Source organism: Cupriavidus sp. SW-Y-13 (assembly GCF_009793345.1).
Lineage (GTDB): Bacteria > Pseudomonadota > Gammaproteobacteria > Burkholderiales > Burkholderiaceae > Cupriavidus.
Genome location: NZ_WHLX01000002.1, coordinates 2,337,300 through 2,353,444 on the forward strand (window position 1 = coordinate 2,337,300; position 16,145 = coordinate 2,353,444).

At 63.5% G+C, this 16,145-nt stretch carries 13 protein-coding genes; 2 read left to right on the forward strand and 11 right to left on the reverse strand.

Going from position 1 to position 16,145, the window contains the following annotated elements; all coding sequences use genetic code 11:
- Positions 1-95: 95 nt before the first annotated feature.
- A complete protein-coding gene (locus GA566_RS25975) occupies positions 96-1,475 on the reverse strand; it encodes an amidohydrolase family protein (protein WP_160474429.1) in 1,380 nt (459 codons plus the stop codon).
- A 3-nt stretch (positions 1,476-1,478) separates the two neighbouring features.
- A complete protein-coding gene (locus GA566_RS25980) occupies positions 1,479-2,831 on the reverse strand; it encodes a nucleobase:cation symporter-2 family protein (protein ID WP_160474430.1) in 1,353 nt (450 codons plus the stop codon).
- A gap of 135 nt (positions 2,832-2,966) precedes the next feature.
- Here GA566_RS25980 and GA566_RS25985 point away from each other — a divergent pair, with 135 nt between their 5' ends.
- A complete protein-coding gene (locus GA566_RS25985; protein ID WP_237380670.1) occupies positions 2,967-3,998 on the forward strand; it encodes an AraC family transcriptional regulator in 1,032 nt (343 codons plus the stop codon).
- Positions 3,999-4,247: 249 nt separating this feature from the next.
- Here GA566_RS25985 and GA566_RS25990 read toward each other — a convergent pair whose 3' ends face one another.
- Genes GA566_RS25990 through GA566_RS26010 form a run of 5 tightly spaced genes read right to left on the reverse strand, consistent with a single transcriptional unit; the run spans position 4,248 to position 9,589 of the window.
- Positions 4,248-5,330, reverse strand: coding sequence for a GTP-binding protein (locus GA566_RS25990; protein WP_160474431.1), 1,083 nt, complete (start codon positions 5,328-5,330; stop codon positions 4,248-4,250).
- Entirely contained in the window at positions 5,327-5,953 is a 627-nt protein-coding gene (locus GA566_RS25995) for a UbiX family flavin prenyltransferase (RefSeq protein WP_160474432.1), read from the reverse strand. Before GA566_RS25995 ends, GA566_RS25990 begins: the two co-directional genes overlap by 4 nt.
- Complete coding sequence (locus GA566_RS26000) at positions 5,950-8,235, reverse strand: xanthine dehydrogenase family protein molybdopterin-binding subunit (RefSeq protein ID WP_160474433.1); 2,286 nt, start codon at positions 8,233-8,235, stop codon at positions 5,950-5,952. Before GA566_RS26000 ends, GA566_RS25995 begins: the two co-directional genes overlap by 4 nt.
- A complete protein-coding gene (locus GA566_RS26005) occupies positions 8,232-8,729 on the reverse strand; it encodes a (2Fe-2S)-binding protein (RefSeq protein ID WP_160474434.1) in 498 nt (165 codons plus the stop codon). Before GA566_RS26005 ends, GA566_RS26000 begins: the two co-directional genes overlap by 4 nt.
- Positions 8,729-9,589 (reverse strand): xanthine dehydrogenase family protein subunit M, encoded by an 861-nt coding sequence (locus GA566_RS26010; RefSeq protein WP_160474435.1) that lies wholly within the window; start codon positions 9,587-9,589, stop codon positions 8,729-8,731. The genes GA566_RS26005 and GA566_RS26010 overlap by 1 nt, the downstream gene beginning before the upstream one ends.
- Before the next feature lie 182 nt (positions 9,590-9,771).
- On the opposite strand from GA566_RS26010, the gene GA566_RS26015 reads away from it, so the two are divergent.
- Positions 9,772-10,686: a LysR family transcriptional regulator gene (locus GA566_RS26015; RefSeq protein WP_160474436.1), complete on the forward strand. Its 915-nt coding sequence runs from the start codon at positions 9,772-9,774 to the stop codon at positions 10,684-10,686.
- A 160-nt stretch (positions 10,687-10,846) separates the two neighbouring features.
- Here the strand turns inward: GA566_RS26015 and GA566_RS26020 are convergent, their stop codons facing one another.
- From GA566_RS26020 to GA566_RS26035, 4 genes are all read right to left on the reverse strand, one after another.
- The gene (locus GA566_RS26020; RefSeq protein ID WP_160474437.1) at positions 10,847-12,235 is read right to left on the reverse strand and encodes a nucleobase:cation symporter-2 family protein; all 1,389 of its coding nucleotides are present in this window, start codon (positions 12,233-12,235) and stop codon (positions 10,847-10,849) included.
- 232 nt (positions 12,236-12,467) lie between these two features.
- Complete coding sequence (locus tag GA566_RS26025; protein WP_160474438.1) at positions 12,468-13,886, reverse strand: UbiD family decarboxylase; 1,419 nt, start codon at positions 13,884-13,886, stop codon at positions 12,468-12,470.
- A 120-nt stretch (positions 13,887-14,006) separates the two neighbouring features.
- Positions 14,007-14,921 (reverse strand): amidohydrolase family protein, encoded by a 915-nt coding sequence (locus GA566_RS26030; RefSeq protein ID WP_160474762.1) that lies wholly within the window; start codon positions 14,919-14,921, stop codon positions 14,007-14,009.
- A gap of 40 nt (positions 14,922-14,961) precedes the next feature.
- Complete coding sequence (locus GA566_RS26035) at positions 14,962-15,864, reverse strand: amidohydrolase family protein (RefSeq protein ID WP_137927339.1); 903 nt, start codon at positions 15,862-15,864, stop codon at positions 14,962-14,964.
- Positions 15,865-16,145: the final 281 nt, after the last annotated feature.

Sequence of the window (16,145 nt, forward strand, 5' to 3'; positions counted from 1 at the left end):
GCGTCGGGGACTCAGCCAGTCTAGGTCAGCGGTCCATGAGCGTTTTGATGGCTGTCAACGTCAGAAGACACACCATCAGAATCCGTCCCACAACGCTACGGCAGCAGGGCCGTCAGCGCATGTGCTGCATCGCGGCGCAGGCGTTCGATGTCGAGGCCGACCACTGCGCCGTCCTGCACGACGTGGCGCCCGCGCACGAAGACATCGCGCACCGGCGTGGGCTCGCCTGCCGCCACGGGCGCCGTGGCGATATCGTGGAAGCCGGCAAAGCGCAGGCCGCTGACATCGTAGATCGCCAGGTCCGCCGATTGTCCGGGCGCCAGCGTGCCGACGCCGGGCAGCCCCAACACCTGCGCGCCGCCCGCCGTGCCCCAGTGAATGACCTCTTCGACGCGCGTCTGTTTTGCACCGCCCAACGCACGATGCACGAGCCACGCGAAGTTGGCTTCATGCACCATGCTGCCCGATTCGTTCGAGGCCACGCCATCGACGCCGATGGACATCGGCACGCCGGCTTCCACCATGGCACGCACCGGTGCGATACCGCTACCGAGCCGCGCGTTGCTGACCGGGCAGTGCGCCATGCCCGTGCCGGTCTGGCCGAGCATGCGGATCTCGGCGGGCGTCACCGCAACAAGGTGCGCGAACCACACATCGGGACCGAGCCAGTCATGATCGGCCACGAACTGTACGGGCGTGCAGCGGAAATTTTCCGCGCAGAACTTCACGTAGTTGTCCGTCTCGGACAGATGCGAATGCAGGCGCAACTGCATGCCGCGCGCGAACGATGCCACCTCGCGCAGCAACGAGGGCGGCAGCGAGAACGTGGGCGTGGTCGGCGCCACTACCACGCGGCGCAGCGCATCGGCGCTGGCATCGTGATAGCGCGACTTGAGCCGCTCGATATCGCCGAGCATTTCATCGAGCGTTTCCGGCACCAGCGCCGTGGCACGCATGCCAGGATGACTGGACTTCGATTGCACGTTGCCACCGCGGCACAGCACCATGCGCATGCCCAGCTCGTCGGCCACATCGAACAGCACATCGCCGGTCTCGGCACCGTGACCGTGGTGATACAGGTAATGATGATCCGCGCATGTCGTCGTGCCCGACAGCAGCAGCTCCGCCATGCCGAGCCGTACCGCCGTGCGGAAGATATCTGGCGTAAAACGGTCGAGGCGCGGATACGGCACGCTCGCGAGCCACTCCTGCAGATCGGCATTCATGCCAGCGGGCACGGCCTTGAGCAGGTTCTGGAACAGGTGATGATGCGTGTTGACCCAGCCAGGGTAGACCACGCAGCCATCGGCATGGATCACGGTCTCGTCGCCTTGCGGTGCGAGATGGGCGGCGAGTTCGGCAATGCGTCCGTCACGAATGCGGATATCGACGGCACCGGCGCGTGCGGCATCGCCGGCACGACCCGTCATCACAGCGGCGGCACCGCGAATCAGCAGGTTGGATGATGTCGTCATGGTTCAGATCTCCCGCACGGGTTCGGCCGACACGGCGTGATGGTCTTCTTCTTCGCGTTTGGGAATACCGTTGAGGACCAGGTTCAGGACGACGGAGACCACACAGGCGATGATCACGCTGCTATGCACAAACGGTTGCAGCGCGGCCGGCAGCTTCGCCAGCAGGTTCGGCATGATGACGGGCATCAGCGCACAGGCCAGCGTCAGCGCTACCACGCTCATATTGGCGGGCTTGTTCTCGTAGTCCACCTGACCGAGCGTGCGGATGCCGGCTGCCACGACCACGCCGAACATCACCAGCGTGGCGCCGCCCAATGCTGCGGCAGGAATCGACGAGAACAGCGCGCCGATCTTCGGCACCAAGGCCACGGCGCACAGCATGAGCCCGCATGTGGCAACTACCCAGCGGCTGCGCACGCCGGTCACGATCACCAGTCCCACGTTCTCCATGAACGCGATGAACGGAAACGCCGCGAACATGCCGCCGATGGCGCTGGCCAGTCCGTTGGCACGCAGGCCGTTGGTGGCTTCCGCTTCGCTGACCGGGCGCTTGACGATATCGCCGATGGCGACGAACAGGCCCATCGATTCCACCATCTGCACGACCATCACGATCACCATGGTGGCGATGGCGCCCGCATTGAACGTGGGCAGGCCAAACGCGAAAGGCGTGACCATGGTGAACCAAGGTGCGCGCGCCACTTCGTCGAAATTGCCCATGCCGAGCATCCACGCCGCCGCGCCGCCTATTGCCAATCCCACCAGGACGGCCAAACTGCGCAGCAGGTGTCCGCCATGGCTGTTGAAGAAGAGGATCAGCGCCACGGTGCCGAGCGTCACGATCAGGAACAGCGGCGAACCAAAGTCTTTCACGCCGTGTCCGCCGCCGGCCCACTGGTAGGCCACGGGAAACAGCGATAGTCCCACCGAAGTGATGATGCAGCCGCTGACCACGGGCGGAAAGAATCGCTTGAGTCGTCCGATGACCGGCGCCAGCAGCATCGTCACGATCCCGGCACCGATCACGGCACCGCAGACACCGGTGAAACCGAGCGACGGATCGCTGCCGATGGCGATGACCGGCCCGACCGATCCAAACGCTACGCCCTGCATCAGCGGCAGGCGCACGCCGAACTTCCAGAAGCCAACGGTCTGCAGCAGCGTGGCAATGCCGGAGGTGAACAGTGCGGTACTGATCAGCAATGTGGTCTCGGCAGGCGTCATCTTGAGCGCGCCGGCCACGATCATCGGCACGGCAATCGCGCCGAGATAGCTGACGAGCATGTGCTGGAAGCCGAGCGAGACCATGGCCCGTGCGGGCAGGATCTGGTCGACGGGGTGGACGGGGGTGGTCATGGCGGCTCTCCTGCCAGTTGTCGTGGGGTGTGCAGACAAAGTAGCGGGGCCGGCGTGGCGCGTGTAGCAACATTGCGCAAGCGGGCGCATGGAAGCGAAGGCGCGCGGGTTTTCCACAGCTTGCACGGAAACTGCATGGCTCCCAGGATGAACCCGTTCCCGCCCCAAGCTCAAGCGCGCTGCACCATGACGCCTCATGCTGCACCAGGATTGAACACCGCCCGCCACGCCCGCGCGCTCGACCACGTGCAGGCGCTGTCCGCGCGCGTGTTCGGCCCCACACGGCTGCGCACCGAAAACGACTTCCCCGATGTACGGCTGCAGGTCTGCCGCATCGGCCCGCTTACGCTCGCCACCACGCGCTACGACCACGCCATGGAGGTGGAGCCGCAGCCGGGCAAGGACGAGTATGTGATCCAGACCGTGCTCTCGGGCCGCTGCCGCGTGGAGATGGATGGCGCGATGGTGGAGATGACACCGGGCGACACGTGGGTGTTCTCGCCATCGCTGGCCGTGCGGCTGCATCTGGATGCGGACTGCGAACGCTTCAGCGTGGTAGTGCGACGGCAGACGCTGGAGGAAGCCTTCCGTGCGAGCTTTCACTTCGATGCCCCGGCACCGCTGGTCTTTCCTTTGCAACCGGTGTCGGACACGCAGTTGTCCGCCCGCTGGCACGCGATGATGACGTGGCTGCGCGCCGAGGCCGCGATGCGCGTGGATCGTCCAGGCCCGCCAGCCGCCGATGTGGCCATCGGACAGATTGTGCTGTCCAGTTTGTTGATCGACCATTTCGGCAAGGACGGCAGCCTGTTGCCACGCGGATACCTGCCGACGCTGCCGGGCTATGTGCGCTGCGCGATCCGCTATCTGCGTGAAAACCTCGATAAACCCGTGACGTTGCAGGCGTTGGCCGAACATTGCGGCGTCTGCGAACGCACGTTGCAGCTTGGCTTCCGCAAGAGCAAGGACGTCACGCCGATGGAATACCTGCGCCTGCTGCGTCTGCAGGGCGCCCGCACGGCGCTGCAACGCGCCATGCCGACACCAGGCGTGGTGGCGACGATTGCAGCGCGACATGGCTTCACGCATTTGAGTCTGTTCTCGAAGGAGTATCGGAAGGCGTTCGGGGAATTGCCTTCGGCAACGTTGCGGGGACGCGGCGTTTGAATTGCCGTGGGTGTGCTCCCCTCTCCCGCGAGCGGGAGAGGGGCGGGGGAGAGGGCCAGCGACGCAAATTGCGACGTGGTTGGCAAGCAGAGCCTCCGGCCCTCTCCCCCAGCCCCTCTCCCATTGCATGGGAGAGGGGAGCAAACCAACAGCGGTCGATATGCCCTGCCAAACAAAAAAAGCGCAGCCACACAAAACGTGGCTGCGCCAAGCACCCATCGGTATCGCGATGGGTTCCCAGAGCCTGCGTTACGCCGCTACCTGCGCCGGTTGGCAGACGCGCAGCAGCGTTTGCAGCCGGGCGCGATCCAGGTTGCGGCCGATGAAGACGAACTTGCTTTCGCGTGGCTGATTGCCCCACGCATCCGCCGGGTGAAAATCCATCAGCCGGTGCACGGCCTGCAGCACGTGGCGCTGTTCATCGTCCTGCACGGCGACGATGCCCTTCATGCGGAACACATCGTCACCTTGTGCAGCCAGCAGCGCGCGCAACGCGTGTTCCAGCCGCTGGCGGTCAAACGGCACATCGAAGACCAGCGACACCGATGACACCGACGGATCATGCCGGTGCGCATGCTCGTCATCGTCATGCGCGTGATCGCACAGTTCATCGCAGACGTGATCGGCATCGTGGTCATGGCCGTGATGATGGTCATGCGTGTCATCAGGCAGTTGTGCCAGGCCCGGAGTGAAGCCGCCGATACCAAGAATGCGCGACAGATCCACCTGCGCATAGTTGGAGCGCACGATCTGCGCGCCTTCGTTCAGATGATGCAACCGTGTGGTCAGCGCATCGAGCCGTGCATCGGACACCAGGTCGCACTTGTTCAGGATGATGCGATCCGCCGCGACGATCTGGTCCACCGCCTGGTTGTCGAAACCCGACAGCTTCGGATCGTCGAGATGGTCTTCGATATGCACCGCATCCACCAGCGTCAGGATGCCGTCGAGCGTGACCTGCTTTGCCACGTCGTTATCCATGAAGAACGTGGCGGCAACCGGTGTCGGGTCGGCCAGTCCGCTGGTTTCCACCAGGATATGGTCGAAGCGCTCGGGCCGTTCCAGCAGCGTCTGCAGGATGCGCACGAGGTCCGTGCGCACATCCACCACGCAGCAGATACACCCATTGGTCATCTGGTAGATCTCTTCGTCGGATGTCATGACGAGATCCGAATCGACATCGACTTCACCGAATTCGTTCTCGATCACGGCGATGCGGTGCCCATGCTTCTCCGTGAGGATGTGGTTCAGCAGCGTGGTCTTGCCGGCGCCGAGGAAGCCGGTCAGGATCGTGACGGGAACAGGCGGCAGGGCTTTATGGTGGTGGGTCATGTCGTCTCCGGGATAAGTTCTTCGTTGGTATGGGGTGCGAGCGCGGCACGCATGCCGGCCCATCGTGAAACAAGGCCCGCGTGATCGATGCCGAACAGGTCGAGCACACGGCCCACGGTGTGGTTGACGATGTCGTCAACGTGCTGGGGATGCGTATAGAACGCGGGCACCGGTGGCATGACGATGGCGCCCATCTCGGTCACGGTGGTCATGTTGCGCAGATGTACGAGGTGCAACGGTGTCTCGCGCGCCAGCAGCACGAGCTTGCGGCGCTCCTTGAGCATGACGTCGGCGGTGCGTGCGATCAGGTTGTCTGCGAGGCCCGTCGCCACGGCGGCGAGCGTGCGCATCGAACACGGCGCAATCACCATGCCGTCGCAGCGAAACGATCCGCTGGCCACGCTGGCGCCGATATCGCGCACGTTGTGGACGACACCGGCGATTCGTTCGACATCCGCGCGTTGCATCCCGAGTTCGTGATGCAAGGTCAGTAGTCCTGACGATGAACAGATCAGGTGCGTCTCGCAGTCATCGTTCATCGCCAGCGCCTGCAACAATCGCACGCCATACACCGCGCCGCTCGCGCCGGTGATTGCGACGACGACCCGGCGCGCGGTGCTCATGCTGCAACCTCCGCCGCACGTTTCGCAGCCAGCGCCTGCAATACCTGCTCGGGCTTGATCGGGTAGTGGCGGAAGCGCACGCCAATCGCATCGAACACGGCATTGGCGATGGCCGGTCCAATGGCGACAATCGGATCTTCGCCCACGCCCTTCGCGCCGAACGGGCCGCCCGGATCGGGCGCGGCTTCGAGCAGGACAGTGCGAATCTCGGGCATGTCCATCGCCAGCGGCATCTTGTAGTCGACAAAGTTGGCGTTGAGCGAGCGGCCCGTCTGCATGTCGATCTGATAGTCCTCGTACAGCGTATGGCCAATGCCCTGTTGAATGCCGCCTTCGATCTGTCCTGCTGCGGCTACCGGATGGATGACCTTGCCAATGTCGTGCACGGGCACCACCTGCTTCACGGTGATGAAGCCCGTCTCGGTATCGACTTCGACCTCGGCGAAATGCGCCGCGAACGAATATGACTTGGTTGGGTGATACGTGGCGGTGCCGACAAACTGCGCAGCAGGCAGTCCCTTGCGTGGCATCACGGCCTCGCGCACGGTCAGCGTCGGACCCTCGCGGCCGACCACCGAAATCAACCCGTTGTCGATAACAAGCTGCGATGGCTCCGCCTCCATCTGCTTTGCTGCACGCGCCAGCAACTGCGTCTTGATTTCCGTGGCAGCCATCTGCGCCGCGCGGCCCACCATATAGGTGGTGTGGCTCGCGAATGCGCCGATGTCCCAGGGCACCACGTCGGTATCGCCGTGCACCACGCTGACGGTATCAAAAGGAATCGCCAGTTCCTCTGCCACGATCTGTGCGAGCGCGGTATGCGCGCCCGTGCCAAGCCCGGCAGCACCGGTCAGCAGCACCACGGTGCCATCCTCGTTCATCTTGACGATGGCGTTGCCCTGCTCCTTGATGCCGGGATACGCGCTGCTGCCGTGCATTTCGCAGCCGATCCCCCATCCGCGCCGGATCACGCCTTGTTGCTGAAGTGTGCGCGCGCGAGCCGCCTTCCAGTCGACCACCTCCATCCCTTTCTCGATGCACGCTTCGAGACCGTGTCCGATCAACGGATGATTCGACGGTGCGATATCGCCTTCCCGCACGGCATTCTTGAGCTTGAGTTCGGCGGGATCGATGCCGAGACGTTCGGCGGCCTCGTCCATCTGGATGTCGAGCGCGTAGTAGGTCTGCACCACGCCATAGCCGCGAAAGGCGCCGGCAATCGGGCTGTTGGTATAGACGCAGCGTCCTTCCAGCCGGACGTTCTCGCACCGATAGAGCGACACCATCGCCGCCGTGCCTACGTTCGTCACGCCGGGGCCATGCGAACCGTAGGCGCCGGAATTGAACACCACCTTGGCTTCGCGCGCGGTGATCGTGCCATCGTTGCGAAAGCCCTGGCGCAGCCAGATCTTTGCGGGATGACGCGTGCGTCCGCCCGTGAAGGTTTCTTCACGCGTGTATTCCATGCGCACGGGGCGGTGCGTCTCGCGCGCCAGCAGCGCGCAGAGGAACTCGCTCTGAAACAGATCCTGCTTCGCGCCGAAGCCGCCGCCCATGTGATCGACCAGTACGCGCACCTTGTGCAGCGGCAGGCCCAGCACTTCGGCCATGATGCCGCGCACCATGAAGGCGGTTTGCGTGGAAATCCACACGGTCAGGTTGCCATTGCCATCCCAGCGGCACGTCAGCACGTTGGGTTCCATATACGCAGGCGTGGGCCGGCCCCCTTCGTATTCGCCTTCGAGGATGAAGTCGGCTTCAGCAAAACCGCGCTCCACGTCGCCACGTTCGATGCGTACCGGCGGCAGCACGAGGTTGCCACCGGGTTCGCGGTCGTGGATCAACGTCGCACCGGGCGCGGCAGCGTCTTCCACCGTGAATGCTGCGGGCAGCGGTTCGTACTCGACTTCGATCAGTTCCACGGCACGCGCCGCAATCTCTTCGCTGATGGCCGCAACGGCCGCCACGCCTTCACCCCAGTAACGCACCTTGTCGTCGAGGATGTACTGATCGCATGTCACCGATGCCGAGCGCGGGTGTGGAGAGCCGGCATGCAGCACGCGCGGCACGTTCTCGTGCGTGAGGACGGCCTTGACGCCGGGCAGCGCCAATGCAGCCGAGGTGTCGATGCGAACGATGCGTGCGTGCGCTACGTTGCTACGCTTCATCTTCGCGTGCAGCAGGCCAGCCATCGGCATATCGGCCACGTACTTCGCGTTGCCGGTGACCTTGTCGAGCAGGTCCGTGCGTTTGACGCTATGTCCGATCACGGCATGAGTCATCGCGTCACCTCCGTCATGGGCAAACCTGCCATGTCTGCGGCGGCGCGCTCGATGGCTTCGATGATCTTGGTGTAACCGGTGCAGCGGCAGATGTTGCCGGCGATGGCAAAGCGAATTTCGTCGCGCGTCGGTTGCGGGTTGGCATCGAGCAACGCCTTGGCCGCCACGACGAAGCCGGGTGTGCAGAATCCGCACTGTGCAGCGCCGCAGCGCATGAACTGCTCCTGCACGGGATGCACGGTGTCGGGACTTGCCTGAACCCCTTCGATCGTGGTCAGGCTGCAACCGTGGGCTTCCGGCGCGAGCATCAGGCAACTGTTCATCGGCGTGCCGTTGACGAGGATCGTGCAGGAGCCGCATTCGCCCACATCGCAACCTTTCTTGGTGCCAGTGAGTCCGGCGTCGTCGCGCAATGCATCGAGCAACGTGCTGTGAGGTTCCACGGCGATTTCCATCGGCTCGCCGTTGATTTCGAGTGCAATCAATTTGCGCATCAGAGCATCTCCAGGGCCTGGGCGATGGCGCGGCGCGTCAGCACGCCCACCATCTCGCGGCGGTATTCGGCGCTTGCGCGCACATCGGTAATCGGACGGGCATCCTCCATCGCAGCGTGTGCAGCTTGCAGAATCAGGGCATCGCTCAGCGAATGTCCGCGCAACACGCCTTCCGCCTTTGTCGCGCGGAGCGGCTTGGGTCCCACCGCTGCGAGCACGATGCCAACATCGGTGCAGTGGCCGCGCTCGACGGTGATCGACACCGCCACACCCACAGTCGCCAGTTCCATCTGCACGCGACGTCCGTGCTTGAGATAAGCCTTGCCCGTATGCGGCGCCGGTGCGGGGATCGTGATACGCGAGACCAGTTCATCCACGCCGAGTGCGGTCTTTCCGGGTCCCGTAACGAACGCCTCGACGGGCATTGACCGAGAGCCATGCAAGCCGTAGAGATGCACCTCGGCGCGGTCGGCGATCAACGGGGCGAGGGAATCGGCGGAAGGCGACGCACGGCAAACGTTGCCGACGACGGTGGCGCGATTGCGCACCTGGATCGATGCGAAGTCCGTCACGGCGCGCGCCAGGCCCGCATAGTGGCGGCGCACGGCGTAGCTGGTTTCCACTTCGCGCGTGGTCACCAGTGCGCCAATGCGCAATCCTTCGGCGGGATCGAAGGACAGCACATCCATGCCCGGAATCTTCTTGATGTTGATGACGTGTGCGGGCTGGCGATGCGACTCCTTGATCTGCACGAGCAGGTCGGTGCCGCCGGCCAGTACGCTGGCGCGGCCACCGCAGCGCTGCAGCAGCGCAGAGGCTTCGGCCAGCGTGGCGGGTTCGAGGTATTCAAACGCTCTCATCTTCACTCCTGTGGAATGCCGTTGGCCCGTGCGCGAGTGGCGATGCCAGGAACGCTTGGCCGTCCCTGGATGATGGTTGGTGGACTCCCATCGGTAAATGCCCGGAATCGGATTTATTGATCGTGTTACCCTCTGAATCGACTGCCATCGCCAATACAACAGAGCAACAGAGCAGGGGAGACATGCCCGCAAACCTGAACGTTTCGCTGCGCCAGCTACGCGCTTTCATCGCCGTGGCCGAAGAACTTCACTTCACGCGCGCCGCCGAAAAACTGAACTTGTCGCAATCGTCGATCAGTGCATTGATCCACGAACTCGAAACACATCTGGGTCTGAAGCTGTTCGATCGCCATACACGGCTCATGCAGATCACGCAGGCCGGCGCGGAACTGCTGCCCATGGTGCGCAAGGCCGTTGCCGATATCGACAGCGTGCTCGACAGTTCCGTCGAACTGCGCACGCTGGGACGCGGACGCGTGTCGATTGCCGCGTCATCGATCCAGGCCGCGCTGATGCTGCCGCGCTTTATCCGCGAGTTCAGCGTGGGACATCCGGGCGTCAAGGTGGAACTGCACGACGTGGCCGAGGATGAAGTGCCGCGCATGGTCAGCGCGGGCGCGGTGGATTGCGGCATCGGCACGATTCCCGAGGGTCAGCCCGATCTCCTTGCGCACCGACTCTCGTCCGACGCATTCGTCATCGTGATGCCGCCGAGCCATCCGCTCGCGCGCCGCCGCGAATTGAAATGGGAAGACGTGGCGAAGCTGCCCGTGATTGGTCCCCATCGCGGCAACCCGATTCGCGATTGCCTCGACGCCGCGCTCGCCACGCACAACATCACGCTATCGCGCGTGCATGAGGTGTCGCTGCCGCTGACGATGGTGGGCATGGTCGATGCGGGACTCGGGATTGCGGTGATGAGTACTGCAGTGACGCGGTTGACGTCGTCGCTTGGACTGGTGACGGTGATGCCGCAAGACCCGGTGATCTCGCGCGAGATTTCATTACTGACGCACGCGGACAGATCGCTGTCTCCGCCGGCGCAGAGCTTCAGGGAGTTGTTGATGCGACATCGGGGGGAGATGGGGAGGTCGTAGTTTCCCGCTCGGTTGCTCCCCTCTCCCGCAAGGCGGGAGAGGGGTCGGGGGAGAGGGCCAGCAGTTCAAACTGCGATATCGGCAAGCAGAACCGCCCGCCCTCTCCCCCGCCCCTCTCCCATTGCATGGGAGAGGGGAGAAAACCGAGAGGGGTTCAACCTCAAGCCATCTTCTTCCCCATCATCTGCGGTGCGCTTTCCCCCCGCACGTTGAACAACAAATTCAACAACACCGCACTCAACGTCCCCAACAGAATCCCGTTCTGGCAGAACTTCGCTGCAAGCTCGGGCAACTGCGCAAAGAACTTGTCCGCCACCAGCGGAATCATGCCGAGTGCGATGCTCACGGCCACGATGTACGCGTTCTTCTTGTTCTCGACAAAGTCCACGTGCCCGAGAATGCGTACCCCCGTGGCAGCCACCATGCCGAACATCACCAGCGCCGCACCGCCGAGCACATAGGTCGGAATAGATGCAGCAAAGAACGCCAGCTTCGGCAGGCAGCCCAGCACCACGAGGATGCCGCCCGCCGCTGCGCAGACCCAGCGGCTGCGTACGCCGGTGACCTGGACAAGTCCCACATTCTGCGCATACGACGTGTACGTGAACGTGTTGAACACCGCGCCCACCAACGCACCCACGCCATCGGCGCGCAGGCCGCGTGCGAGATCGTCGGGCGTGACGGGCCGTTCGACGATCTCTCCGAGCGCCAGGAACTGCCCCACGCCTTCGATCATGATGACCACCATCACCACACAGAGCGTAACGGCCGTCATCAGGTCGAAAGTCGGCCAGCCGAAGTGGAACGGGGTGATCAACGCCACCCAGTCTGCCGCATGCACGCCGGTGAAGCTGACCTTGCCCATTGCCACGGCGATGACGAACCCGACCGTAATGCCGATCAGCACCGCGATATTGCAGAGAAAGCCGCGAAAGAACGCGATCATGCCGAGCACGGTCAGCAGCACGACCGTGGCGATGCCGATATGCAGTGGCAATCCGTATGCGGGATTCGGCACCGGGCCGGTGGGCGTGCTGAGCGTGGGATTGCCACCCGCAGCCCAGTTCACGCCGACGCGCATCAGCGAGATGCCGATGACCAGCACCACCGTGCCGGTCACCACGGGCGGAAACCAGCGGATCATCTTGCTGACATAGGGCGCCGCGATCAGCGTGAAGATGCCTGCGACCATTACCGCACCGAACACGGCTGGCAGGCCGAGCGATGGATTCGATCCTGTGGCGATGATCGGTGCGATGGCTGTGAACGTCACGCCCATCATCACGGGCAGGCGGATGCCGATCTTCCAGACGCCGATGCTCTGGATCATCGTCACCAATCCGCAGCAGAACAGGTCCGCTGCAATCAGGAACGCGATCTGGTCCTTGGGAAGATGCAGTGCGCCGCCGATGATGAGCGGCACGGCGATGGCGCCCGCATACATCACGAGCACATGTTGAAGGCCGAGCGCGGCCAGGCGTAGCGGGGGCAGGACTTCATCGACCGGATGCACCGGAGCGACATTGCGCGAGGTGTGTTGGGGGGTCATGCTGTCTCCTTCGTCTTCCAGGCCGGAACTGCCCCGCATGGTTGGTCGGAGGAGGAGCCACAGTTGCCGCCCCCCGTGGTCTATGCCACGTCTCTCGCCACCTGCGTATTGTCTTTGGGGCAGCATGCCAGCCGCCGGACATGGGGTAAATGGGGCGCAGCGGATGATTCGATCGGGTTAGACGATCAATGCCGCAGGGCGCCGTACTTGTGTACGTTTCCGAACGTCCGGGTCAGTGTTTTCCCGGATCGATACGGGCCAGCGACGCCGCCGCGCGTGCCATGGCGTCCGTGCCGATCTGCGCGCGGATGCCGTCGAAGTTTGGCCCGCGCGTGGCATCGAGTCCCATGCGCGATGTGGTGCCCGCACCCGATGCGGAAGGATCGAGCGCGCTGCCGGGCAGGCCATCGACTACGACTACGTCGAGATGCGGCTGCAGATGTGTGGCCATGGCCCAGAGCACCTGTTCGTCGCGCGTGATATCGACATCCTCGTCCACGGCCACTACGGTCTTCAGGTACGGGTCCCAGCCAAGCAGCCCGAGCATCACCTGCCGGGCTTCGCCGGGCCGCGATTGCCGCAGCGCCACGTAGGCATGGAAGTGCGTGCCCGAACTGGGATAGTGGACGGCGGTCACGGACGGGAAGCGTTCCTTGAGCTTCTCGACCATCTCCGACTCGCGCGGAATGCGGCCGAGATTCAGATGCTCGGCCGAATTGCCACCCACCACATCCACGAGCCACGCATCGCTGCGCCGCATCACGGTTTCCACGCGGAACAGGTTGTTGGTCGAGCGATCCGACGAGTAACCCGTGAACTCGCCGAACGGTCCTTCCTCCACGCGCGCGGTGGGATCGAGCACACCTTCGAGCACGAACTCCGCGTGCGCCGGCACTGCAATGCCGTATCGCGGCGTGCGCACGACGTCGAGCGGTGCACCGAACAGTCCGCCCGCGACGTGGCGCTCGTCTACGCCGTATGGCAGGCGTGCCGCACCGGCGAGCATGAACAGCGGGTGCGCACCGATGACCATCGCTACCGGCAACGGCCGCCCCTGTTCGACAGCACGCTGGAACATGCGCCACAGATGGCCGCGCGAATGCAGGCTCGTCGCAATCTCGTTGGGCGAGTGCAGCATCGAGCGGTGATAGCTTGCATTGCCGAAGCCGAGTTCACGATCTTCGGCAATCAGGATCGCATTGGTGATGTAGGGCCCGCGATCCGATGCGAAATGGCGGATCGTCGGCAGCGTTGTGAGATCGACCTGTTCCTGCACGATGGATGTCACCGCGCCGGATTCGAGGACGCGCGGCGGCATCGCGCGTCGGCTGCGCGCCTGATACTCGGCATGGATTCCCGCAGGCGATACGCCGCCGAGCATGCGACCCACGCGCTCGCGCGATGCGAACAGGTTGGTGACGAGTGGCGCTCCGAGCCCGCTCACCTGATCGCACACGACGATCGGATGACGATCCTGCGCGGCCAGCGCCCACACCAGCGCAGTAGGGTCCTGGTCGGCGCTCACGGGCTCGCGCACGGTCAATACATCGTTGGGGAATGCCGCACGATACGCCGCGAGGAAACTGTGAAAATCCTGCGAGGTGTCTTCGAACACCGGGCCGGAAGAACCGGAAGAAGATGAGGATGTCATGGCATGGCTCCAGAAGGAAAGGCCAATACCGTTGCCGCGCCCTGCGTCGCATGAAGCGGCGCAGGGCGTGACCAGACGGGAGTTACTTATCGATGCATATCAGCGCATGCTTAGCGCATATCAGCGCGTGCTGGCGTAGGTGTCCTTCAGACGTGCCTGGGCTTCTTCCTGCGTCTTCGGCGGTGCGGTGGTTTCGATTCCCACCAGTCGCGCGATGTTGTTGCCCATGTAGTCTTCCAGCCCGTCCTCGTCGAGATCCATGCCCTGCGGCGCGGGGCCACACAGCATCTCCAGCTCGCGCAGCCACATGCCCGGCTCGTTCGGCGGCGTATCCGTGCCGAACACGATCTTGTCGCGCGGCAACTGACGCGCAAACTCGACAATGCGTGACTGGAAGCACCAGCCCGATTCGCAGTACACGTTCGGCGTATCCATCGCCATCCAGAACGCCTCGAACGAATAGTTGCCGCCGGTCTGGATGCCGAAATGCCCGATGATGAAATTGACCATCGGGAACTCGCGGATGACCGGATAGAACATCGTCGGAATCGTGTACGGACCGTCGCCGGTGTGAATCAGCACCACGATGTTGTACTTGGCGCAGACCTTCATCGCCGGGCGCAACCAGTCCAGCGCGCGATCAGGGCGATAGCCGTGCATGTTGGCGTGCAGCTTCAGCATCTTGAAGCCGTACTCCTTGATATGGAACTCCAGTTCCAGCGCGCCTTCTTCCGGACCCCAGCGTGGATTGAACGTGAAGTTGCCGATGAAACGATCCGGGTACTTCTGGCACAGGCTCGCCACGTAGGCCATGTAGTCGCGAATACCTTCGCGGCCGCGGCGATTGCCGTCGCGATAACCCGTGTTGCCGGGCGGCGGCTGGATAAAGCCCATGTCGATGCGGCGCGGCTTGCCGTTGATCATGTAGGGGCCGTCCATCATCTTGAGCATGCGCTCGCCGTTGAAGGGCTCGCCCGTATGCCGCCATGCTTCGTCCACGAGGTTGGTGGGGTGCAGATGGGTGTCGATGATCATGTTCGTGTGCTCCGTCGAAATCTCGTTTTGCGTGGGAACGTCATGCAGCCAGGCGCGCTTTCGCTTCTTCCAGCGTGCGCGGTACGGGCGTCGGCTCAAGGCCGATCATGCGGGCGACGTTGTTGCCGAGGTAGTCCTCGAGCGTGTCCTCATCGAGATTGAGCCCTTGCGGTGGCTCGAAGCAGAGCACTTCCAGCAGGCGCAGCCACATGCCGGGCTCGTTGGGCGGCGTATCGGAACCGAACAGGATCTTGTGTTTCGGCAGCACCTTGGCAAACTCGACGATGCGCGATTGCAGGCACCAGCCGGATTCGCAATAGACGTTGGGCATGTCCATGGCCATCTGGAACGGCTCGAAGCAGTACACGCCACCGGTCTGCACACCGAAGTGAGCCATGATGAAGTTCACGGTCGGGAACTCCTTGATCATCGGCACCCATTCCGTGGGAATGCTGTAGGGTCCGTCGCCGGTGTGGAGCTTGACCATGACGCCGAGTTCGGCGCATTTCTGCAGCGCGGGGCGCAGCCAGTCGAGCGCGCGGTCCGGGCGGTAGGCGTGCATGTTGGCCTGGAACTGGACCATCTTGAAGCCCAGGTGCTTCACGTAGTGCTCGATGGCATTGACGCCGTTCTGCACGCCGCAGCGCGGGTTGTAGACGAAGCAGCCGATGAAACGGTCCGGATATTTCGCCACCATCTCGCGCGTGTAGCCCATGTACGCGTCGATCGATTCGGCGCCGGATTTCTCGCCATCGGTGTACGTGTAGATGGTGTTGCCTTGCGGCGGCTGGATGAACGCCTTGTCGATGCGGCGTGGCTTGCCATTGATCGTGAACGGGCCATCCATCATCTGGATGAGACGCTCGCCGGTGAACGGATCGCCGTCGTGCCGCCAGGCCAGGTCGACCAGGTTGGTCGGATAACAGCTGGTGTCGATGATCATTGAGATCCCCTAACGATGACTCTGGTGAAAGACAGGGAGTCGTGTCAGGGAGGTGGGACCGGCCTGGTCGAACGCGCCACTGACAGGAACTCCGTCAGTGAGCAATCTCCAGATGAACGTCACGGCATTGCGCCGCTGCTGTTCAATCGACCGCTTCTACCCACGCCGTCGTTATATAGCGTGCCGCGCACGGGCGTCAAGCGCGAGATGTGCTGCGCTGCACGAATATCGATAGCCGAAATCATTCGTTAGTGGCGCGCGCGTGGCTTCTTAGCATGGCG